24 protein-coding genes are annotated in these 23,134 nt (G+C 31.5%); 23 read left to right on the top strand and 1 reads right to left on the bottom strand.

Annotated features, from left to right (window positions below; genetic code table 11):
* The first annotated feature begins 101 nt into the window (after positions 1-101).
* The 9 genes from EL082_RS05905 to recO all read left to right on the top strand — a co-directional run bounded on the left by EL082_RS05905 (position 102) and on the right by recO (position 6,667).
* Positions 102-809, top strand: coding sequence for an NfeD family protein (locus EL082_RS05905; protein WP_002465671.1), 708 nt, complete (start codon positions 102-104; stop codon positions 807-809).
* A gap of 18 nt (positions 810-827) precedes the next feature.
* Positions 828-1,817, top strand: coding sequence for a flotillin-like protein FloA (floA, locus tag EL082_RS05910; RefSeq protein ID WP_002465685.1), 990 nt, complete (start codon positions 828-830; stop codon positions 1,815-1,817).
* A gap of 15 nt (positions 1,818-1,832) precedes the next feature.
* Positions 1,833-2,528 (top strand): hypothetical protein, encoded by a 696-nt coding sequence (locus EL082_RS05915; protein ID WP_002465664.1) that lies wholly within the window; start codon positions 1,833-1,835, stop codon positions 2,526-2,528.
* A 279-nt stretch (positions 2,529-2,807) separates the two neighbouring features.
* The gene (locus tag EL082_RS05920; RefSeq protein WP_103286293.1) at positions 2,808-3,755 is read left to right on the top strand and encodes a PhoH family protein; all 948 of its coding nucleotides are present in this window, start codon (positions 2,808-2,810) and stop codon (positions 3,753-3,755) included.
* Positions 3,756-4,223, top strand: a complete 468-nt coding sequence (gene ybeY, locus EL082_RS05925; protein ID WP_002465659.1) for an rRNA maturation RNase YbeY — start codon at positions 3,756-3,758, stop codon at positions 4,221-4,223.
* A 2-nt stretch (positions 4,224-4,225) separates the two neighbouring features.
* Positions 4,226-4,570, top strand: a complete 345-nt coding sequence (locus EL082_RS05930) for a diacylglycerol kinase family protein (protein WP_002465669.1) — start codon at positions 4,226-4,228, stop codon at positions 4,568-4,570.
* Between the two features lie 12 nt (positions 4,571-4,582).
* Positions 4,583-4,990 carry a cytidine deaminase gene (gene cdd / locus EL082_RS05935; protein WP_002465666.1) on the top strand — a complete coding sequence of 136 codons (408 nt, stop codon included), beginning with the start codon at positions 4,583-4,585 and terminating at the stop codon, positions 4,988-4,990.
* Positions 4,987-5,886 carry a GTPase Era gene (gene era, locus EL082_RS05940; protein WP_015364958.1) on the top strand — a complete coding sequence of 300 codons (900 nt, stop codon included), beginning with the start codon at positions 4,987-4,989 and terminating at the stop codon, positions 5,884-5,886. Before cdd ends, era begins: the two co-directional genes overlap by 4 nt.
* A gap of 28 nt (positions 5,887-5,914) precedes the next feature.
* The gene (gene recO, locus EL082_RS05945) at positions 5,915-6,667 is read left to right on the top strand and encodes a DNA repair protein RecO (protein ID WP_171001913.1); all 753 of its coding nucleotides are present in this window, start codon (positions 5,915-5,917) and stop codon (positions 6,665-6,667) included.
* 78 nt (positions 6,668-6,745) lie between these two features.
* Here recO and EL082_RS05950 read toward each other — a convergent pair whose 3' ends face one another.
* Positions 6,746-8,137: a glycine--tRNA ligase gene (locus EL082_RS05950; protein WP_002465672.1), complete on the bottom strand. Its 1,392-nt coding sequence runs from the start codon at positions 8,135-8,137 to the stop codon at positions 6,746-6,748.
* A 338-nt stretch (positions 8,138-8,475) separates the two neighbouring features.
* Here EL082_RS05950 and EL082_RS05955 point away from each other — a divergent pair, with 338 nt between their 5' ends.
* From EL082_RS05955 to rpmG, 14 genes are all read left to right on the top strand, one after another.
* Positions 8,476-9,099, top strand: a complete 624-nt coding sequence (locus EL082_RS05955; RefSeq protein ID WP_071561241.1) for a transcriptional regulator CcpN — start codon at positions 8,476-8,478, stop codon at positions 9,097-9,099.
* An 11-nt stretch (positions 9,100-9,110) separates the two neighbouring features.
* Entirely contained in the window at positions 9,111-9,929 is an 819-nt protein-coding gene (locus EL082_RS05960; RefSeq protein WP_002465670.1) for a pyruvate, water dikinase regulatory protein, read from the top strand.
* Positions 9,930-9,989: 60 nt separating this feature from the next.
* On the top strand, positions 9,990-11,798 hold the full coding sequence (dnaG, locus tag EL082_RS05965; RefSeq protein WP_103286294.1) for a DNA primase: 1,809 nt from the start codon (positions 9,990-9,992) through the stop codon (positions 11,796-11,798).
* Positions 11,799-12,126: 328 nt separating this feature from the next.
* Positions 12,127-13,230: an RNA polymerase sigma factor RpoD gene (gene rpoD / locus EL082_RS05970; protein WP_002451872.1), complete on the top strand. Its 1,104-nt coding sequence runs from the start codon at positions 12,127-12,129 to the stop codon at positions 13,228-13,230.
* Between the two features lie 111 nt (positions 13,231-13,341).
* Positions 13,342-14,034, top strand: coding sequence for a tRNA (adenine(22)-N(1))-methyltransferase (locus tag EL082_RS05975; protein WP_002465739.1), 693 nt, complete (start codon positions 13,342-13,344; stop codon positions 14,032-14,034).
* On the top strand, positions 14,021-15,124 hold the full coding sequence (locus tag EL082_RS05980) for a Nif3-like dinuclear metal center hexameric protein (protein ID WP_002465722.1): 1,104 nt from the start codon (positions 14,021-14,023) through the stop codon (positions 15,122-15,124). The genes EL082_RS05975 and EL082_RS05980 overlap by 14 nt, the downstream gene beginning before the upstream one ends.
* A 125-nt stretch (positions 15,125-15,249) precedes the next feature.
* Complete coding sequence (locus EL082_RS05985; protein ID WP_002465729.1) at positions 15,250-16,593, top strand: DEAD/DEAH box helicase; 1,344 nt, start codon at positions 15,250-15,252, stop codon at positions 16,591-16,593.
* A 9-nt stretch (positions 16,594-16,602) separates the two neighbouring features.
* A complete protein-coding gene (locus tag EL082_RS05990; RefSeq protein WP_002465749.1) occupies positions 16,603-17,493 on the top strand; it encodes a deoxyribonuclease IV in 891 nt (296 codons plus the stop codon).
* A 106-nt stretch (positions 17,494-17,599) separates the two neighbouring features.
* Positions 17,600-18,370: a metal ABC transporter ATP-binding protein gene (locus tag EL082_RS05995; RefSeq protein ID WP_002465755.1), complete on the top strand. Its 771-nt coding sequence runs from the start codon at positions 17,600-17,602 to the stop codon at positions 18,368-18,370.
* A 55-nt stretch (positions 18,371-18,425) separates the two neighbouring features.
* Positions 18,426-19,286 carry a metal ABC transporter permease gene (locus tag EL082_RS06000; protein ID WP_002465718.1) on the top strand — a complete coding sequence of 287 codons (861 nt, stop codon included), beginning with the start codon at positions 18,426-18,428 and terminating at the stop codon, positions 19,284-19,286.
* Positions 19,276-19,695, top strand: a complete 420-nt coding sequence (locus EL082_RS06005) for a Fur family transcriptional regulator (protein ID WP_002465728.1) — start codon at positions 19,276-19,278, stop codon at positions 19,693-19,695. Before EL082_RS06000 ends, EL082_RS06005 begins: the two co-directional genes overlap by 11 nt.
* 293 nt (positions 19,696-19,988) lie before the next feature.
* Positions 19,989-20,588, top strand: a complete 600-nt coding sequence (locus EL082_RS06010; RefSeq protein WP_002451880.1) for a superoxide dismutase — start codon at positions 19,989-19,991, stop codon at positions 20,586-20,588.
* 128 nt (positions 20,589-20,716) lie between these two features.
* Positions 20,717-22,786: a peptidoglycan D,D-transpeptidase FtsI family protein gene (locus EL082_RS06015; protein WP_002465767.1), complete on the top strand. Its 2,070-nt coding sequence runs from the start codon at positions 20,717-20,719 to the stop codon at positions 22,784-22,786.
* A 131-nt stretch (positions 22,787-22,917) separates the two neighbouring features.
* A complete protein-coding gene (gene rpmG, locus EL082_RS06020; protein ID WP_002451882.1) occupies positions 22,918-23,067 on the top strand; it encodes a 50S ribosomal protein L33 in 150 nt (49 codons plus the stop codon).
* Positions 23,068-23,134 lie beyond the last annotated feature (67 nt).

Raw genomic sequence — 23,134 nt, forward strand, 5'->3', positions numbered from 1 at the left:
AATTACTATTAATTTATACAAATTATTTTTTTATATATTAGTGAATCACTATAATATGACTGCGTTTTCATGTATAATTATTTTGAGAGCGAGGTGAAAGAATGGGATATCTAAATGAAATACATACGTTACTCTTAACTCATTTTTCATCAGAGAATAATTGGGTTAATGACATTGCTAATATTATTGTTCATCCATTGGTATCACTTATTCTTACATGTATTATATTTTTAGGCTTTTTATATCAATTGTATTCTAAAAGGATTAATTTTATTGGTATTATCGCTTCGTTAGCCTTATTAATCATGTTTTTAGGCTTTCTAATGCAAGGTGATGTCAATATTTTATCAGTCATATTATTTGCAGTGGGTGTTATTTTCGTCATTATTGAATTATTTGTCGTGGGAGCAGTCATTGGTATGATTGGCATGATTTTAATAACAATAAGCATAGTCATGTTAGGTAATAACTTATTACTCATGCTAGGTAATGTCATCGTAGCCTTAATATTATCAATCATTGAATGGGTGATTTTAGTTAAATTATTCAAAAGAAAGATTCCATTTTTGGAAAAGGTCATTTTAAAAGATTCAACAAATACTGAATCTGGATATACGTCTCATGATGATCGCTCTCATTTAGTTGGTAAAACAGCTCGAACTATTACTGATTTAAGACCAGCTGGTATCATAACTTGCGATGATGATCGTATCGATGCAGTTTCTGATGGTACGTTTATATTAAGAAATAGACAAGTCAAAATACTAGAGGTTGAAGGTACACGAGTTGTTGTAAGAGAAATAGAATAATATAAAAGGAGAGATACAATGTTTAGTATAGGATTTATTATAATTGCAGTTGTAATTATTGTAGCCTTATTAATACTTTTCTCATTTGTACCGGTAGGTCTTTGGATTTCTGCTTTAGCTGCTGGTGTACATGTTGGTATTGGTACATTAGTAGGTATGCGTTTAAGAAGAGTATCACCTAGAAAAGTAATTGGACCATTAATTAAAGCGCACAAAGCTGGATTGAATTTAAAAACAAATCAACTTGAATCACATTATCTTGCTGGAGGTAATGTAGATAGAGTTGTAGACGCTAATATCGCCGCGCAACGTGCTGATATAGATTTGCCATTTGAACGAGGTGCAGCAATAGATTTAGCAGGTAGAGATGTATTAGAAGCAGTTCAAATGTCAGTTAACCCTAAAGTTATTGAAACACCATTTATTGCCGGTGTAGCTATGAACGGTATCGAAGTTAAAGCGAAAGCCCGCATTACTGTTCGCGCTAATATTGCTCGTTTAGTAGGTGGTGCTGGTGAAGAAACTATCATCGCTCGTGTAGGTGAAGGTATTGTTTCAACAATTGGTTCTAGTAAACATCATACAGAAGTACTTGAAAATCCTGACAATATTTCTAAAACAGTTTTAAGTAAAGGATTAGACTCAGGGACTGCTTTTGAAATACTTTCAATTGATATTGCCGATGTAGATATTAGTAAAAATATTGGTGCAGATTTACAAACTGAACAAGCACTTGCCGATAAAAATATTGCGCAAGCTAAAGCTGAAGAACGTCGTGCTATGGCTGTAGCTTCTGAACAAGAAATGAAAGCACGAGTACAAGAAATGCGTGCTAAAGTTGTAGAAGCTGAATCAGAAGTACCTCTAGCAATGGCAGAAGCTCTAAGATCAGGAAATATTGGCGTTAAAGATTACTATAATCTTAAAAATATAGAAGCCGATACTGGTATGAGAAATGCTATTAATAAGCGTACTGATCAAAATGATGATGAATCACCAGAACAATAACTGTGGGGTGATTAAATGAGTATTGGGGTAATTATTTTTGTCATATCTGTGATAGCGACAATCATTAGTACCATACGTGATAATAGTCATAAAGAAAGACAGAATCAAAAGCCACCACAATCACCTAAAGATAATCAACAACCCAAGACAGGTGGTTTCTTTGAAGAAATTGAAAAAACATTCAAAGAAATAAATGATGAGATTAATGGAGATACAACTACTGAAAAGAAAAAGAAATACGAAGATACATTGCCACCCATTAATCAAGAATTAGATAAAACCGAACAGACAACAGAAGAGAAGCATAGAAGGCCAACAGATTATGATGATTCAATTCCTAAACCAGATCCGACACCATATCATAATGAAAAAGATATACGTGAGCCAGTTAAACAATCATCAACAAGAGATGAAAATTCTGAGAACTTACGTAAAGCATTAGAGAAAAATCTTCATCAAGATCTTAAAAATGTTAGAAGTGAAATTGATAGAGAGAAAGAAAAACAACTTGCTCTTATCGAACAAAAAGCGCAGGATATTATCAATGATAAATATTTATCTGAACGCACTAAACGAATAAGATTAAAACAATTACTTAATTCTCAAAATATAGAACGTAATATGTCTAAATCAGCATTTCAATTCGACAATGATGAAGTCGTTAATGGTATCATCTGGTCGGAAATTTTGGCCAAACCTAAACAACTTTAATGATCTACCTATTGGATTCTATCCAATAGGTTTTTTTATTTTTTAATTTCGAATGTAATACTGATTAAAATATAATTTGAGTCACTTTAAAGAATTTAGTAATATTTAATTAAGAATGATTGAATCAATTAAATCTACCGAATTAACCGACTTGATTGAATTATTTAAAATAAAACGAAATAGAATCAATGTAAGTCTAACAATGGTATAATATAAGTATATTAACCCATATATGGGTATAGTGAATTATAAATATGTTTTTTGAAAAGGAGCGCGTTTATGCCTGGTATAATTCAAATCGACGACATTAATCAATCCCAAGCTTTAATAGGTAACAATGATGAACATTTAAAAGCTATAGAAGATAGTTTTGATGTCGTAATACATGCTCGTGGTCAAGAAATTGCGGTTAAAGGTGAAAAAATTGAGCATGTAGAAAAAGCCGAATTAGTGCTTACCAATTTATTGAAAGTGATTGAATTGGGAAATAATATAACGCTAAAAGATGTAGAAGCTGCTATTAAAATGGCGGAAAATGGAACAATTCAACAACTTTTAGACTTATATGATGAAGAAATTACTAAAGATGCTTTTGGCAAAACCATCCGCGCTAAAACTATGGGTCAGCGAATGTACGTAAATGCTATGTATCGAAATGATTTAGTCTTTGGTATAGGTCTTGCAGGAACAGGTAAAACATTTTTAGCAGTGGTCTATGCTGCTAAACAATTACGTAAAGGAAATGTTAAACGTATCGTATTAACACGTCCAGCAGTTGAAGCGGGTGAATCATTGGGATTTTTACCTGGTGATTTAAAAGAGAAAGTCGATCCATATTTAAGACCATTATATGATGGATTAAATACCGTGCTAGGTAGAGAACAAACCGCACGATTTATAGAACGTGGTATTATAGAAATTGCACCATTAGCATACATGCGTGGACGTACGTTAGACGATGCTTTTGTTATTTTAGATGAAGCACAAAATACAACTCATGCTCAAATGAAAATGTTTTTAACTCGTTTAGGATTTGGTTCTAAGATGGTAGTTACAGGTGATCAAACACAAATCGACTTACCAAAAGGTGTTAAAAGTGGATTGAAAGAAGCAGTTAAAAAGTTACATGGTGTTAAAGGGATTAATATTATGAAACTTGATCAAGATGATGTAGTGAGACATCCACTTGTAAGTAAAATTATAGATAGATACGAGGGAGAGGACTAAATGTTTACTATAGATTTTAGTGATCATACTGAGTTAGTTAAAGACGAATGGTATGAACAAATTGAAAAGCTACTTAATTTTGCTAAGCAGGAAGAACAAATAAACGAAGATGCTGAATTATCTATTACCTTCGTAGATAAATCTGAAATTCAAGAGATTAATAAGATGTATAGAGACAAAGACAAAGTTACGGATGTCATATCTTTTGCACTTGAAGAAGATGAGCCAGACATTGATATGAGTGAATTTAATATACCTAGAGTATTAGGAGACATCATTATTTGTACTGATGTCGCTCAAGAACAATCAGAATCATATGGTCATTCTTTTGAAAGAGAGCTTGGATTTTTAGCATTACATGGCTTTCTTCACTTACTAGGCTATGATCATATGAATGAGGAAGATGAGAAAGAAATGTTTGGTCGTCAGGATGCTATTTTAAATGCATATGGATTGACGAGAGACTAGTGATGAGTCGTTTTAAATATGCACTAGATGGTTTGAAAACACTTTTAATAAAAGACCAAAAATTCTCACTTCATATTTATGCTAGTATTATAGCAATTGTTTTTGGGTTTTTACTTCATATTAATCGTTCTGAGTGGATATTTATTTTATTAGCAATTAGTTTAGTTTTAGCATTTGAAGCAATAAATACAGCAGTTGAATATGTGGTTGACTTAGTTACTACTGAGTATCATGATTACGCTAAATATGCGAAAGATATTGCTGCTTTTAGTGTGATGATTGTTTCCATCTTAGCATTAATCATTGGCTTAATCGTCTTCATACCACATTTAATTAATTTAATATAGGAGGGCGAATAAATGAGTTATCAATCTCATTATTTTAAAGAAGTTAGAGAAGCACAACGACGATCATATTCACCATATAGTAACTTTAAAGTTGGCGCCTATTTGAAAGCTAAAGATGGACGAACATTTTATGGAACCAATGTAGAAAATGCTGCTTATTCAATGTGTATATGTGCTGAACGCGCAAGTTTAGTAGCTGCGATATCAGCTGGATATCAACCTGGAGATTTTGAGTCTATTACAGTTACAGTAGATTCAGAAGTACCATCATCACCATGTGGTGAATGTCGACAAGTATTAAAAGAATTATGTGACGATGATATGCCTGTTTATATGACTAATCATAAAGGGGATATGATCGAATCAACAGTGAAAGAATTACTACCATACGGATTTTCTGGAAAGGATTTAAATAAATGACAGAACATAAATCAGGATTTGTTTCAATTATAGGAAGACCAAATGTAGGTAAATCTACATTTGTGAATAGAGTTATTGGGCATAAAATTGCGATTATGTCTGATAAAGCACAAACAACGCGTAATAAAATACAAGGCGTTATGACTAGAGATGATGCTCAAATTATATTTATTGATACTCCTGGTATCCATAAACCTAAACATAAGCTTGGAGACTATATGATGAAAGTAGCCACAAATACACTTTCTGAAATAGATGCGATTATGTTTATGGTAAATGTTAATGAAGATATAGGTCGTGGCGATGAATATATTATGGATATGTTAAAAGATTTAAAAACGCCAGTATTTTTAGTATTAAATAAAATCGATTTAGTACATCCTGATGCATTAATGCCTAAAATAGAAAAGTATCAAGAATATATGAACTTCACTGAAATCGTACCTATTTCTGCACTTGAAGGTTTGAATGTCGACCACTTTATCGATGTATTAAAGTCATACTTACCTGAGGGACCTAAATATTATCCAGACGATCAAATTTCGGACCATCCTGAACAGTTTGTGGTTGGTGAAATTATTCGTGAAAAAATATTACATTTAACAAGTGAAGAAATTCCTCATGCTATTGGAGTTAACGTTGACCGTATGATTAAAGAAGATGAGGATAGAGTTCGAATCGAAGCTACGATATATGTAGAACGTGATTCTCAAAAAGGAATCGTCATTGGTAAGGGTGGTAAGAAACTTAAAGAAGTGGGTAAAAGGGCAAGACATGATATAGAGATGCTCCTAGGTTCAAAAGTATATCTTGAACTATGGGTCAAAGTGCAAAAGGATTGGAGAAATAAAGTTAACTTTATTCGTCAAATCGGTTATATCGAAGACCAAGATTAACTCAGAGAGATGGTGAGTTAGTATGCTAATGAAGCAAAAAGGTATCATAATTAAATCAGTGGAGTATGGCGAATCAGATAAAATTATTACAATTTTAAATGAATATGGTAGCAAAGTGCCATTGATGGCTAGAAGAGCCAAGAAAATAAAATCAGGTTTACAAGCGCATACACAAATGTTTGTGTATGGCTTATTTATTTATAATAAATGGCGAGGTATGGGTACGCTTAATTCTGTAGATGTGATTAACCAACATTATGAATTACAACTAGATTTGTATGAAAGTAGTTTTGCTACTTTATGCGCTGAAACGATTGATCGTTCGATGGAAGAAAATGAAATATCGAAATATAATTACGATTTATTAAACTTTGTTTTAACCAAGATATCATCTGGTCAGTCCGCACAATTAATGTCTATTATTGTATTACTCAAATGTATGAATAAATTCGGTTTTTCTGCTTTATTTAATAAATGTGTCATAAGCGGGAACACTGATCAGTCAAAATTAGTTGGATATAGTTTCAAATTTGATGGTGCAATTTCTCAATCTGTAGCTTACCAAGATCCACATGCATTACAATTATCCAATAAAACATTGTATTTATTAGATGTTCTTTATAAACTCCCCATAGACAAAATGAATGAATTAAATATTCATCAAGATATTTTAGACGAAATGTCAGAATTGATGATGATGCTATATAGAGAATACGCAGGTATGTTCTTTAAAAGTCAAAAGTTAATCAACCAGTTGAAGAGGTTAGAAATGAAAGACTAAGCTTTAACTTGCTCAAAAAAGACCGAACCACATTCACATGTGATTCGGTCTTTTTATAGATTATATATCATAGATGAATTAGAATTTAACTTTTTCAGCTAAGAATGCTTCTAATTCTGATATTGGCATACGAACTTGTTCCATTGAATCTCTGTCACGTACAGTAACTTGATTATCTTCTAAAGAATCAAAGTCGAATGTAATGCAATAAGGCGTACCAATTTCATCTTGTCTACGATAACGTTTACCGATAGATTGTGATTCATCAAAATCTATTGAGAAGCTTTGACTTAATTGTTCAAAGATTTTAATTGCTTCACTTGATAATTTCTTACTTAATGGTAAGATAGCCGCTTTATATGGTGCTAAAGCAGGGTGGAATTTAAGTACAGTACGTTCATCCTTACTTCCTTCAACACCTTCTTGTGAATACGCATCACATAAGAATGCTAATGTCACACGATCGGCACCTAATGAAGGTTCAATACAATACGGGATATATTTTTCATTTGTTTCAGGATCGTGATATTTGAAATCTTCACCAGAATGTTCACTATGTTTTTTCAAGTCAAAGTCAGTACGACTTGCGATACCCCATAGTTCGCCCCAACCAAATGGGAATTTATATTCGATATCAGTTGTAGCATTTGAATAATGAGATAATTCATCAGCATCATGGTCTCTTAAACGCATGTTTTCTTCACTGATATTTAAGTCTTTTAACCATTGGCTAGCAAATGTCTTCCAGTAGTTTTGCCATTCAATTTCTTCACCTGGTTTACAGAAGAATTCAAGTTCCATTTGTTCGAATTCACGTGTTCTGAAGATGAAGTTGCCTGGCGTAATCTCGTTACGGAATGATTTACCAACTTGTCCAATACCAAATGGTAATTTTTTACGCATTGATCGTTGAACATTTTTGTAGTTTACAAAAATACCTTGGGCTGTTTCTGGACGTAAGAAAAGTTCATTTGTTGAATCTTCAGTTACACCTTGGAATGTTTTGAACATTAAATTGAATTGACGAATATCAGTCCAATTAGCAGTACCACTTACAGGACAAACAATACCTTCATCATCAATAATTTTTTTCATTTCATCAAAGCTTAAACCATCAGCAATGAAGTTTTCGTCGCCTTTTTCATGTTGCATGTAATCTTCAATTAATTTGTCAGCACGATAACGAATTTTACTATCTTTGTTATCGATCATAGGATCATTAAAGTTACCTAAGTGTCCAGAAGCTTCCCAAGTTTTCGGGTTCATTAAAATCGCAGCATCTAGACCTACGTTATAAGGTGATTGCGTAATAAATTTTTGCCACCATGCTTTTTTGACATTATTTTTTAATTCAACACCAAGTGGACCATAATCCCATGTATTAGATAAACCACCATAAATGTCACTACCTGGGAATACAAAACCTCTGTGTTTTGCTAATTGTACAATTTGTTCCATATCATTTGCCATAATTTTTCTCTCCTTACACATAAAAACGCCCCAAGACAACAAAGCATCATAAATATACTTTATTATCTTGGGACGAGTTAATCATTTTTTATTTAGTATAAATCATATACATTAAAATATCATTTAACCCGCGGTTCCACCCAAATTAGTGTAGCCACTCACTTTAAAATTAATTAAATTTTTTATGCCAAAATTTTTATGCTAAGCTCACACCACCCTTAGCTCGCTTTATAATTATTCTAATTGATTAAATATTTAATAGCAAGCGTTTATATGTGTTTGTGGCAAATAAAAATAACAGTTATAATATGTAATGTATATAAGAGGGGTGAGGACCTATAGAATTAAATCAAAGACAAGAACAAATTATTGAAATCGTTAAGCAACATGGACCAATAACTGGTGAGCATATTGCTGATCAATTAAATTTAACACGTGCTACATTACGACCTGACTTAGCTATTTTAACTATGTCTGGCTTTTTAGAAGCACGACCAAGAGTGGGTTATTACTATTCAGGTAAATCAAAAAATAAAATTATACATGAACAGTTACGACAATATGTTGTAAAAGATTACATGTCTCAACCTGTTGTGGTTAAAGAAGATATGTCAGTGTATGACGCAATTTGTACGATATTTTTAGAAGATGCTGGAACATTATTTATTACAAATGACGATAATGACTTTATCGGTGTTTGTTCTCGTAAAGACCTTTTAAGAGCATCAATGATTGGAAATGATATTCATACAATGCCTATAAGCGTCAATATGACTCGTATGCCAAATTTAACATATCTTGAAGAAAGTGAACTAATTATTTATGCGGCAAATCAAATGATAGATAAGGAAATAGATGCAATCCCCATCGTTAGATCTAAAGATAACCAAAAATTTGAAGTAGTTGGTAGAATATCTAAAACGACAATTACAAAATTATTTGTATCATTATTTAAAGAATAGGTGGTTAATAGATGGATAATATAAATATTATTGTTGCTTCTGATTCAATCGGGGAAACAGCAGAATTAGTAGCGAGGGCTGGTGTTTCTCAATTTAATCCTAAGCAATGTAAACATGAATTTTTACGTTACCCATACATAGAATCCTTTGAAAATGTCGATGAAGTGATTCAAGTTGCTGAAGATACAGACGCAATTATTGTATATACTTTAGTCAAACCAGAAATCAAAAAATACATGGTTGCTAAAGTTAAAGAGCATCAATTAAAGTCAGTTGATATTATGGGACCACTTATGGACTTATTATCTGGTTCAATAGAAGAAACACCTTACTATGAACCAGGTATTGTACATAGATTAGATGACGCTTATTTTAAAAAAATAGATGCTATAGAGTTTGCCGTTAAATATGATGATGGTAAAGACCCTAAAGGTTTACCCAAAGCTGATATTGTTCTATTAGGTATTTCAAGAACGTCTAAAACACCTTTATCACAATACTTGGCACATAAAAGTTATAAAGTGATGAATATACCGATTGTTCCAGAAGTGACACCTCCAGATGCATTGTTTGATATTGATCCTTCAAAATGTATTGCTTTAAAAATTAGCGAAGAAAAATTAAATCGTATTCGTAAAGAAAGACTCAAACAACTTGGATTAGGTGACTCTGCTAGATATGCTACAGAAACTAGAATTAAAGAGGAATTAGAATACTTTGAATCATTAGTAGAAAAAGTAGGGTGTCCAGTTATCGATGTAACTGATAAAGCAATAGAAGAAACAGCAAATGATATCATTTATTTTATCGAAAACAATAAAACAAAATAATTTCAATTAATGCATAAAAAAGGTATAATATTAAGACTAATATGTCATAGGTGATTTAATTTGCGTATAGAACAATCAGTTATAAATGAAATTAAAGATAAGACAGATATACTCGACTTGGTAAGTGAATATGTAAAGTTAGAAAAGAGAGGGCGCAATTATATAGGTTTGTGTCCTTTTCATGATGAAAAAACACCTTCGTTCACAGTTTCTGAAGACAAACAAATTTGTCATTGCTTCGGATGTAAAAAAGGTGGTAATGTATTTCAATTTACTCAAGAAATAAAAGATATTTCGTTTACAGAAGCAGTAAAAGAACTTGGTGAACGTGTTAATATTACGGTTGATGTTGGAAATAACGAATATCAGAATACTAATACTCAAATTGCTTCAGATGATTTACAAATGATAGAAATGCATGAGCTAATGCAAGAATATTATCACTATGCACTTATGAAAACAGTGGAAGGTGAAAAAGCTCTTACCTATTTAAAAGAAAGAGATTTTCCAGAACAGTTGATCAAAGAAAGAGGTATAGGTTATGCACCTAATTCATCACATTTCTGTCATGATTTCTTAGAAAAAAAAGGGTATGATATTGAATTAGCTTATGAAGCTGGACTTTTATCAAGAAATGAAGAGAATTTTAGTTATTACGATCGCTTTAGAGATAGAATTATGTTCCCATTAAAAAATGCTCAAGGCCGAATTGTTGGATATTCTGCAAGGACGTATACTAATCAAGAACCTAAGTATTTAAATAGCCCGGAAACACCAATATTCCAAAAAAGAAAATTGTTATATAACCTCGATAAAGCACGTAAAAGCATTAGAAAAAATGATGAAATCATATTACTTGAAGGTTTTATGGATGTTATAAAATCAGATCATGCAGGTTTAAAAACAGTCGTTGCGAGTATGGGTACCCAACTTTCAAACGAACATGTTACCTTTATAAAAAAGTTAACTTCTAATATTACATTAATGTTTGATGGTGACTTTGCAGGTAGAGAGGCAACCTTAAAAACTGGTCAAGCATTATTAGAACAAGGATTAAATGTGTTCGTTGTACAATTACCGTCAGATATGGATCCAGATGAATATATTAGAAAATATGGAAATGATGCATTTATAGAATTTGTTCAAAAAGATAAAAAATCATTTGTAATGTTTAAAGTCAATACACACAAAGATGAAATTCAAAATAATGATTTAGCATATGAAAAATATTTAAAAGAAGTAACTCAAGATATTGCGGCTATGACTTCACCTATACTTCAGAAAAAAGTATTGCAAGACGTTGCAGAATTGTTTAAAGTAAGTTTTGAGACTCTAGACTATGAAGTGGGATTACGTCAGCAATCTCAAGGAAACGTACCTTCGTATCCAGACTATGCATACGCATACGAAGGACAAACTCAGCAAGTTATTCAATTTAACCAACTCACTCGTCATGAAAAAGCTGAACGAGCACTCTTAAAACATTTCTTGCAAGATAAAGATACGTTCCTAAACTATCATCAACAGATAGAAGTAGATGACTTTACAAATGCTTATTTCAAGCGTATATTTAATATTTTGCATGATTATTATTCAAATAATGATACGTATCAACTCAGTTCTATGATTCAATATATAGATTCTGATGATTTAAGAGAAGCGCTAATTTCTTTAGACTCACATGTTTTAAATGAAGAACCATTTGAACATGAATTAGAAGATTACATCAACATATTAAATGAGAATAAAAATGAAGATTCATTAGAAGTCTTGAACCATAAACTGCGTGAAGCAACGAGAATAGGGGATATTGAACTTCAAAAGTATTACTTGCAATTAATAGTAAATAAAAACAAAAGTAGAATGTAATATTATAAAAATTTATGGTATTGTTATACTTTAGGCATTGAATAATGGTTATTACACTCATACATTGGGTAAATATGTAATATCGAATATTGCACAATATGACCTAACCATTAAATTATTAGGGAGTTTAGAATAGAAACTTATTTGATTGGTGTTGAATTAAAAATTAATTAGGCCACATCTCATACAATAAGTTATGATGAATGCGTTATTAAAAAAGTAATATATTGAGTTTCGATAATTAGACGCATCATCAAATAAAATGAAGTAATTACAAATAATTATATGAATAAATTGAAAGTTTATATTAATACCAGGAGGCCTTTTCATGTCTGATAAAGTTAAAATTAAAAAACAAACAATTGATCCGACTTTAACATTGGAAGATGTTAAAAAACAATTAATTGAAAAAGGGAAAAAGGAAGGTCACTTAAGTCACGAAGAAATTGCAGAAAAATTACAGAATTTCGAAATGGATTCTGATATGATGGATGATTTCTTTGATCAATTAAATGATAATGATATCACATTAGTAAATGAAAAAGACCATTCAGATACAGATGCTAAATTAAATCCTAATGATTTAAGTGCACCTCCAGGAGTTAAAATTAATGACCCTGTGCGTATGTATTTAAAAGAAATAGGTCGAGTTGACTTATTAAGTGCCCAAGAAGAAATTGAACTTGCTAAAAGAATTGAGCAAGGTGATGAAATCGCTAAATCAAGACTAGCAGAGGCCAATTTACGTTTAGTAGTAAGTATCGCTAAAAGATATGTCGGAAGAGGTATGTTATTCCTTGATTTAATTCAAGAAGGTAATATGGGCCTTATTAAAGCCGTTGAAAAATTCGATTTCAATAAAGGATTTAAGTTTTCTACTTATGCAACGTGGTGGATACGACAAGCAATCACACGTGCAATTGCTGACCAAGCACGTACAATTCGTATACCTGTACACATGGTTGAAACTATTAACAAATTAATTCGTGTTCAACGTCAGTTATTACAGGATTTGGGTCGTGATCCAGCACCTGAAGAAATTGGGGAAGAAATGGACTTACCACCTGAAAAGGTAAGAGAAATTCTTAAAATTGCACAAGAACCTGTGTCATTAGAAACTCCAATAGGTGAAGAAGATGACAGTCACTTAGGAGACTTCATTGAAGACCAAGAAGCACAAAGTCCTTCAGATCATGCTGCCTATGAATTGTTAAAAGAACAACTTGAAGATGTTTTAGATACATTAACAGACCGTGAAGAAAACGTTCTTCGTTTAAGATTTGGACTAGATGATGGAAGAACTAGAACATTAGAAGAAGTTGGTAAAGTATTTGGTGTGACTAGAGAACGTATTCGTCAAATCGAAGCAAAAGCATTAAGAAAGTTAAGACATCCAAGTAGAAGTAAACGTCTAAAAGACTTTATGGATTAATATATTTAGGCTGGGGCATAATGGTTGTCCCAGCCTTTATTTCATTTATAAGTGATATAACATACATACAATTATATACATTTAAATACATGTAAAAAGGAGACCATCTTAATGATTACGATAAATCATAGATTACGAACTGTATCAGAATTTATCAAACCTGGTAAACTTGCTGATATTGGTTCAGATCATGCTTATTTACCTATTTACGCTATTCAAACAAATTTAATTTCGCAAGCTATTGCTGGTGAAGTTATAAAAGGGCCTTTCGAAGCTGCAAAAAAGAATGTTCGAGAATACGCGCTAAGTAACCAAATTGATGTGCGTCTTGGGGATGGTTTAGAGGTAATAAAACATAATGAACAGTTAGACAATATCACAATTTGTGGTATGGGCGGTCCTTTAATAGCAAAAATATTAAAAGAAGGACAACAAAAACTTAAATCAAATCCTAGACTTATCCTCCAGAGTAATATACAAACACAAAATTTAAGAACGTTATTACAAGACATTCAATATCAAATCATTGATGAAAGAATTATGGAAGAGAAAGGACATATTTATGAAATTGTAGTAGCTGAGCATCAACCCAAAATGTTCAAATATAACGAATTTGAACTTAAATTTGGCCCAGTTTTACTAGAAAACAAAAATGAATGTTTTTATAATAAGTGGGAAAGAGAATTACAAGCTTTAGAAAAGATAAAACAACAACTTAATCCAGACATTCATCAACATCGATATCAAGAGATTGAGACAGAAATAGAAATGATCAAAGAGGTGCTTACAAATGAAAATCAATGAATTAATGGTTATGTTAGATGAACATGTGCCTTTTAACACTGCAGAATCATGGGATAATGTTGGACTACTTATAGGTGATGAATCGCAAGAAGTTACTGGGATTTTAACTGCACTAGATTGTACGTTAGAAATTGTAGAACAAGCAATAGAAGAAAATATCAATACTATTATTAGTCATCATCCATTAATTTTTAAAGGTGTCCAATCCATTACTAATCAAGGCTATGGTGAAATAATAAGATTACTTATACAAAACAATATCAATTTAATAGCAATGCATACCAATCTAGACGTTAATCCTAGAGGTGTCAATGCTATGCTTGCTTCTAAGATTGGTCTGAAAAATACTAGTTTAATTAATAAAGAACCTGAACGATACTTCAAAGTTCAGACTTTTATTCCCGAGAGCCATGTTGAAACATTTAAACAACAACTCAATAATATTGGTTTAGCTAAAGAAGGTAATTATGAATATTGCTTCTTTGAAAGTAAAGGTAAGGGACAATTTAAACCTATAGATGATGCCAATCCTTATTTAGGTGAAATCGGTGAAATTGAATATGTAGATGAAGTGAAATTAGAATTTATGATTTCATATCAACAACAACAACTAACTGAAAAAGCGATTCACCAATATCATCCATATGAAACCCCAGTTTATGATTTTATTGAATTAACAAAAGAAGGTTCGTATGGTTTGGGCATTATTGGAGAATTAAATGAACCAATGAATATAGAGGATTTTGTTTCGTTAGTAAAATCTCGATTACAAATTCCTAGTGTACGTTACGTTGGTAGTTCAAATACACTGATTAATAAAGTAGCTATGATTGGTGGTTCTGGTATTGGTTTTGAATACGAAGCTTCACAATTAGGTGCAGACATATTTATTACGGGCGATATCAAACATCATGATGCACTTGATGCCAAAATTGCAGGTGTCAACTTACTAGATATCAATCATTATAGTGAATTTGTGATGAAAGAAGGACTAAAACAATTATTAGAAGAATGGTTAGTTGAAGAAAATGAAAATAACATAAAATTAGTAGCGTCAAATATTAATACAGATCCATTCACATATATTTAAAGTATAATTATAAATCTGATAATCGTTAATCAAGCAATTATAACTGGTATCAAAGATGAATTATATTTAAAAACACCATTAATTACTTTATAATAGTAAAGATGAACTTATAAGGAGGCCATACAATGGCAAAACATCCATTTGAACACTTCGGTTTAAACTCAAGTATGATCGAAGCTGTAAAAGATTTAAAATTTGAGAAACCTACTGAAATTCAAAATAGAATTATTCCAAGAATATTAAAAGGAACTAACATTATTGGACAATCACAGACGGGGACAGGTAAATCCCATTCGTTTTTATTACCGTTAGTTAATCAAATTGATACGGACATTCATGAACCTCAAGCTATCGTTGTTGCACCTACAAGAGAATTAGCACAACAACTTTATCAAGCAGCTAACCATTTAAGCGGTTTTAAAGAAGGCGTCAATGCTAAACTATTTATCGGCGGTACAGATATTGAGAAAGACAGACAACGTTGTAACCAACAACCACAGCTAGTCATTGGTACACCAACAAGAATTAATGATTTAGCTAAAAGTGGTCATTTACACACACATTTAGCCTCATATTTAATCATAGATGAAGCTGATTTAATGATAGATTTAGGATTGATTGAAGATGTAGACTTTATCGCTTCACGTTTAGAAGAACATTCAAATATTGCTGTATTCAGTGCAACAATTCCAAAATCATTACAGCCATTTTTAAATAAATATTTAGAGCAACCTGATTTTGTAGAAGTTGATAGCCAATCACAAAATAAAAAGAATATTGAATTTTATTTAATTCCTACTAAAGGAACTGCAAAAGTTGAAAAGACACTTAAATTAATTGATATACTAAACCCTTATTTATGTATTATTTTCTGTAATAGTAGAGACAGCGCAGATGAATTAGCACGAACACTCAATGAAGCCGGTATCAAAGTGGGTATGATTCATGGTGGATTAACACCTCGTGAACGTAAACAACAAATGAAACGTATTAGAAATCTAGATTTCCAATTTGTGATTGCCAGTGATTTAGCATCAAGAGGTATTGATATTGAGGGTGTAAGCCATGTCATCAATTTCGATGTACCAAATGATATTGATTTCTTTACTCATAGAGTAGGACGTACTGGTCGAGGAAACTATCGAGGTGTAGCAATTACCTTATATAGTCCAGATGAAGAGGAAAATGTTTCTGCGATTGAAGATAGAGGTTATGTCTTTGAAAATGTGGATATTAAAAACGATGAACTTACACCTATCAAAGCACATAATACTAGACGCACTAGACAGCGCAAAGATGACCATTTAACTAATGAAGTTAAAAACAAAGTCCGTAGCAAAACAAAACGCAAAGTTAAACCAGGTTATAAAAAGAAATTTAAACAAGAAGTTGAAAGAATGAAACGACAAGAACGTAAACAATTTAGTAAACGTCAAAACCGTCAAAATAGAAAGAGTAGAAAAGGATAGGTGGATTATATGTTACTTGGATCACATGTATCAATGAGTGGTAAAAAAATGTTAGAGGGATCTGCAGAAGAAGCACACAAATTCGGTGAATCTACATTTATGATTTATACAGGTGCACCTCAAAATACTCGTCGAAAAAGTATTGAAGATTTAAATATCACAAAAGGTCATGAAGCTATGGAAAAATATGGCTTATCTAATATCGTGGTACATGCGCCTTATATTATAAACATTGCTAATACTACTAAACCAGAAGTTTTCGAATTAGGCGTTAACTTTTTACAAAATGAAATTGAACGTACTCAAGCCATAGGAGCTAAAGATATCGTCTTACATCCAGGATCACACGTTGGTGCTGGTGCAGAAGTAGGTATTAAAAAGATTATCGATGGATTAAATGAAGTATTAACCAATGACAATAATGTCAGAATCGCATTAGAAACAATGGCTGGAAAAGGATCAGAAGTAGGTCGTACATTCGAAGAAATCGCGCAAATTATTGATGGCGTAACACATAATGAACGTTTATCAATATGTTTTGATACTTGCCATACACATGATGCTGGTTACAACATTAAAGATGATTTTGATGGTGTATTAAACGAATTTGATAAAATTATTGGTGTAGATAGAATTAAAGTCGTTCATGTCAATGATAGTAAAAACGAACAGGGTGCACATAAAGATAGACATGAGAATATTGGATTTGGTCATATCGGCTTTGATGCACTCAATTATGTAGTACATCATGATACATTTAAAGATATACCTAAAATTTTAGAAACACCATATGTTGGAGAAGATAAAAAAAATAAAAAGCCTCCATATAAACACGAAATTGAAATGTTAAAATCACAAACATTTGATCCAAATTTAAAAGAAAAAATTTTAAATCAATAATTAAGTAAACTGGCGTTACAGATAATTCTGTAACGCTATTTTAGTCGTAAACATTACTATTTACATTACGTATATCAAGATGTATAGTATAAAATGAGGTGAAAAAATGACAACACCAGTATTTGAACTCAAAAACATTGATTATTATTTTGATCATAAGCAAGTACTCGAAAATATAAATATTAAAATTAATAAAGGGGAATTTTTAGCAATAGTAGGTCCTAATGGTGCTGGAAAATCGACTCTTTTAAAAATCATTTTAGGATTATTACCTTTACAATCTGGAGAAATTTTTATTGATGGTCATCCAATAAAAAATAATAAATCTTCCTTGAAAATAAGTTATGTTTCTCAAAAGGCCTCTTCATTTACTGCCGGTTTCCCAGCAAGTGTTAAAGAAGTAGTTCTTAGCGGACTAACTAAGACGAAAAAACTCTTCCAACGTTTTAATCAAAATGATGTGAAACAAGTTGAACATGTTTTAGAACGATTAAATATTTCACATTTAATTCATAAAAATATTGCGGAGCTTTCAGGTGGTCAACAGCAACGTGTTCTCATTGCTCGTGCTTTAATTTCTAACCCGAGTGTATTGGTTTTAGATGAACCAACTAATGGAATTGATGCTAAACACGTCAATGAGTTTTATGAAACTCTAGATCGCTTAAAAAAAGAAGGCATAACTATTATTTTAGTTACACATGATATTGGTGTAGTTGCTGATACAGCTACAGAAGTTGCATGTTTAAACAAACATTTACATTTTCATGGTACTACAGAAGATTTTAAATCTCTTGACGAAGTTGAAATTTCTAAAATATATGGTCATCCTATTCAATTCGTTGATCATCAACACAATAGAGAATGTTGTAACTAATATTATTATTAATGTTTATATATCTAATTAGAAATATTTTTGAGGAGTGTAACTCATGATAGATGCATTATTAAATTTTGATTTTATGAGATACTCCTTAATTAGTGGTATCTTAATAGGTTTTATTGCACCTTTAATTGGTGCTTTTATAGTAGTACGAAGGCTTTCACTTATTGCTGATGCATTGAGCCATGTTACATTAGGTGGAATATCATTTGGGATGTTTGTGATTACTGTTATACCTGCACTAACTTTAATTAACCCAATGTGGTTTGGTATATTATTTGCTATTATTGGTGCATTATTAATAGAAAAATTACGTACATCTTATACAAATTATCAAGAAATCGCAATTCCGATTATTATGAGTGCGGGTATCGCATTAAGTGCTATTTTTATTTCATTGGCAGATGGATTTAATCAGGAAATTGTTGGCTTGTTATTTGGTTCTATCAGTGCAGTAAACCTAAGTGATTTAACAACTATCATTTTCATTACTATATTAGTATTATTATTTATTACATTATTTTACAAAGAACTGTTTATATTATCTTTCGACGAAGAATATAGTAAAGTGATTGGTATTCCAAAATGGATTCAGTTTTTATTTATTGTCGTAGTGGCAATGGTTATTTCTGCATCCATGAGAGTAGTTGGAATATTATTAGTTAGTGCGTTAATCACATTACCTGTAGCAATTGCTATGCGTTGGACGAAAGGATTTAAACAATTAATTGTGTTAAGTATTATTATTGGTGAACTTTCAGTTATATTAGGACTTATTGTAGCTTTTTATATCAATATTTCACCTGGTGGCGTGATTGTAGTACTATTAGTCATTATGCTAATGATAACGATGACTTATCAAAAATTAAAAACAAAGTCACAAAAGGGAGATCGAAAATATGAATACTAGTGATGCAATAAAAATTTTAAAAGATAACGGTTTGAAGTATACAGATAAACGTAATTATATGCTTAATATTTTTGTTAAGGAAGATAAATATATTAATGCTAAATATATTCAACAAGTGATGGATAAAGATTATCCAGGTATTTCATTTGATACTATTTATCGAAATCTTCATTTATTTAAAGATTTAGCCATTATTGAAAGTACTGAATTAGATGGCGAAATGAAATTTAGAATTGCTTGTACGAATCATCACCATCATCACTTCATCTGTGAAAAATGTGGTGACACAAAGGTGATCGATTTTTGTCCAATTGATCAAGTCAAACAATATTTACCAAATGTCGATATTCATACACATAAACTTGAAGTTTATGGTGTTTGTGAAAAATGTCAAAAGGTAGCTAAATAATTAAACGATACTTTAATATTAAGATGGAATCATCAATAGGCTTTAGTAATTAGTCTAACTGATTCCATCTTATTTATTGTGAAAGTACACAAATATTCTCAATATGCATACTCCATTAGTATGAAATCGATTAATATGCATTTTTTATTATGTTTTAATGTTTAAAATAAGCCATTTTGAGATATATAATGACTGTAACGATAATTAGTAGCACATAAGTAAGCACATTAATTGTCGAAATTGTGACTGCTTGTTATGATGAAATTACAGACATTTTAGGAGGATGATTATTTATGGCATTTGAATTACCAAAATTACCATATGCATTTGACGCATTAGAACCACACATCGATAAAGAAACTATGGAGATTCACCATGATAAACACCACAACACTTATGTAACAAAATTAAATGCAGCTGTAGAAGGTACTGACTTAGAAGCTAAATCAATCGAAGAAATTGTAGCTAACTTAGATAGTGTTCCTTCTGATATTCAAACTGCAGTAAGAAATAACGGTGGCGGACACTTAAACCACTCATTATTCTGGGAATTATTAACACCTAATTCAGAAGAAAAAGGTGAAGTAGTAGATAAAATTAAAGAACAATGGGGTTCTTTAGATGAATTCAAAAAAGAATTCGCTGACAAAGCTGCAGCTCGTTTTGGTTCAGGTTGGGCTTGGTTAGTTGTTAATAATGGTCAATTAGAAATCGTTACAACTCCAAACCAAGATAACCCATTAACTGAAGGTAAAACACCTATCCTAGGCTTAGATGTTTGGGAACATGCTTATTACCTTAAATATCAAAACAAACGTCCAGATTATATCAGTGCTTTCTGGAATGTTGTTAACTGGGAAAAAGTTGACGAATTATACAACGCTGCTAAATAATTTAACAGTATTTACTAGAGTCTGGAACTTTAATAGTTTTCCAGACTCTTTTTTTATCAAAATGATAGAAAAATTTCTGATTTTCATATATCATTTTAAAGAGATACTTTGAATAGAGGTAGGTTGTTTTGCTTAAAAGATTAAAGGAAAAATCAAATGATGAAAAAGTAAGAAACACCATGAATCGAAGAATAAATTTTATCTTTGGTTTAGTTGTGTTTATTTTTGCAATTATGGTATTAAGGCTTGGCTATTTACAGATTGCACAAGGTTCACATTATAAACAGTTAATTAAAAATGATGAGAATATTACCGTGAATGAATCTGTACCTAGAGGACGCATTGTAGACCGTAATGGTAAGGTCTTAGTAGACAATGCATCTAAGATGGCTATTACATATACAAGAGGACGTAAGACATCGCAAAAAGAGATGCTCGAAACAGCTAAAAAGTTATCTTCATTAATTAAGATGGATACAGACAAAATTACTGATCGAGATAAAAAGGATTTTTGGGTCACTTTACATCCCCAAAAAGCCAAAGACTTAATGAAAAAAGAGCAGTCTATGTTAGAAGATGGAAGCATCTCTCAAGAACAATATGATGAACAACAACGTAAGAAAATCGGTAAAAAGCAATTAAGCGAATTATCCAAAAAAGATTTACAAATTTTAGCTATTTATCGAGAAATGAATGCGGGTAGTACATTGGACCCTCAAACAATTAAAAATGAAGATGTTACAGAAAAAGAATATGCAGCAGTATCTCAACAATTATCTAAATTGCCAGGTGTTAATACATCTATGGATTGGGATAGAAAATATCCTTATAAAGATACGCTAAGAGGTATTTTTGGTGATGTATCTACGTCAACAGAAGGTTTACCAAAAGAACTAACCGAGCAATATTTATCTAAAGGCTATTCACGAAATGATCGAGTAGGGAAATCATACCTAGAATATCAATACGAAGATGTACTTCGTGGTAAAAAGAAACAAATGAAGTATACAACTGATAAATCTGGTAAAGTCATCAATTCTGAAGTCGTTAATCCTGGTTCAAGAGGACATGATTTACAGTTAACAATAGATATTGACCTACAGAAAAAAGTAGAATCTCTTTTAGATAAACAAATTGCAAAGCTACGTAGTCAAGGTGCTAAAGACATGGACAATGCAATGATTGTTGTCCAAGACCCTAAAAACGGGGATATCTTAGCTATGGCAGGTAAACAAATTAGTAAAAACGGTAAATTAACGGATTATGATATCGGAAACTTTACAGCACAATTTGCTGTAGGTTCTTCTGTTAAAGGTGGTACATTACTTGCCGGATATCAAAATAAGGCTATTAAAGTTGGAGAACAAATGGTTGATGAACCATTAAAATTCCAAGGTGGACTAACAAAACGTTCTTACTTTAATAAAGATGGTCGTGTAACTATTAATGATAAAGAAGCGTTAATGCATTCATCTAACGTTTATATGTTTAAAACAGCCTTGAAATTAGCAGGAGATCCATATTATTCAGGCATGCCATTACCTAATGATATCTCAATTGCAGGGCAAAAACTTCGTAAAGGGCTAAATCAAGTTGGTTTAGGTGTTAAAACAGGTATCGATTTACCAAATGAAACAAATGGTCAAATTGAACCATTAACAAATAATCCAGGTAATTATCTAGATTTGTCTATTGGTCAATATGATACGTATACACCTTTACAATTGTCACAATACGTTTCAACTATTGCTAATAATGGATACAGAATTCAACCACATATTGGACTTTCTATACACGATGCAACAAATAAAGATGAATTAGGTCCAGTAAAAAGAAAAGTAAAAGGAAATGTATTAAACAAAGTTAATAATTCTCAAAAAGAAATTGATGAAGTGAAAGATGGCTTTAAAATGGCATTTAACGAAAAAGATGGAACAGGATATGCTAGTTTCAAAGATACAGTAGTACCTTCAGCAGGTAAGACAGGAACAGCTGAGGTATTCCAAGATGGTGAACCAAGAGTAAATTCGACATACATTGGTTATGCACCAATTAAAGATCCAAAATTAGCTTTCTCAATAGTTTATACGAATCAACCTGTACCGCCTCCTTGGTTAAATGGTGGAGATTTAGGAAGAGATGTCATTAATTATTACTTTAAAGATAAAGATAAAAATGGTGATAGTACAGAAAACTAGTCGTTTCATTTAATTCTATTTAGTATTATTTTCAAAAGTATTACTATTGATTCTTAAAATTTACTTTGCATTTAATAAACTAATTGGTATAATGTAAAGGTCGTATTTAGAAAAGGTAAGGAGGAATAATCATGCGCGTTAACGTTACATTAGCTTGTACAGAATGTGGTGAAAGAAACTACATCTCTACAAAAAACAAAAGAACAAACCCAGAACGTATTGAAATGAAAAAATACTGTGCACGTGATAATAAACAAACTTTACACCGTGAAACTAAATAATTAATTTATTTAACTAAACAAATATTCAATACAAAAAGACGGAAATCTAAATTTAGATTCCGTCTTT

The sequence above is a fragment of the Staphylococcus warneri genome, from assembly GCF_900636385.1.
In the GTDB taxonomy this organism is placed as follows: domain Bacteria; phylum Bacillota; class Bacilli; order Staphylococcales; family Staphylococcaceae; genus Staphylococcus; species Staphylococcus warneri.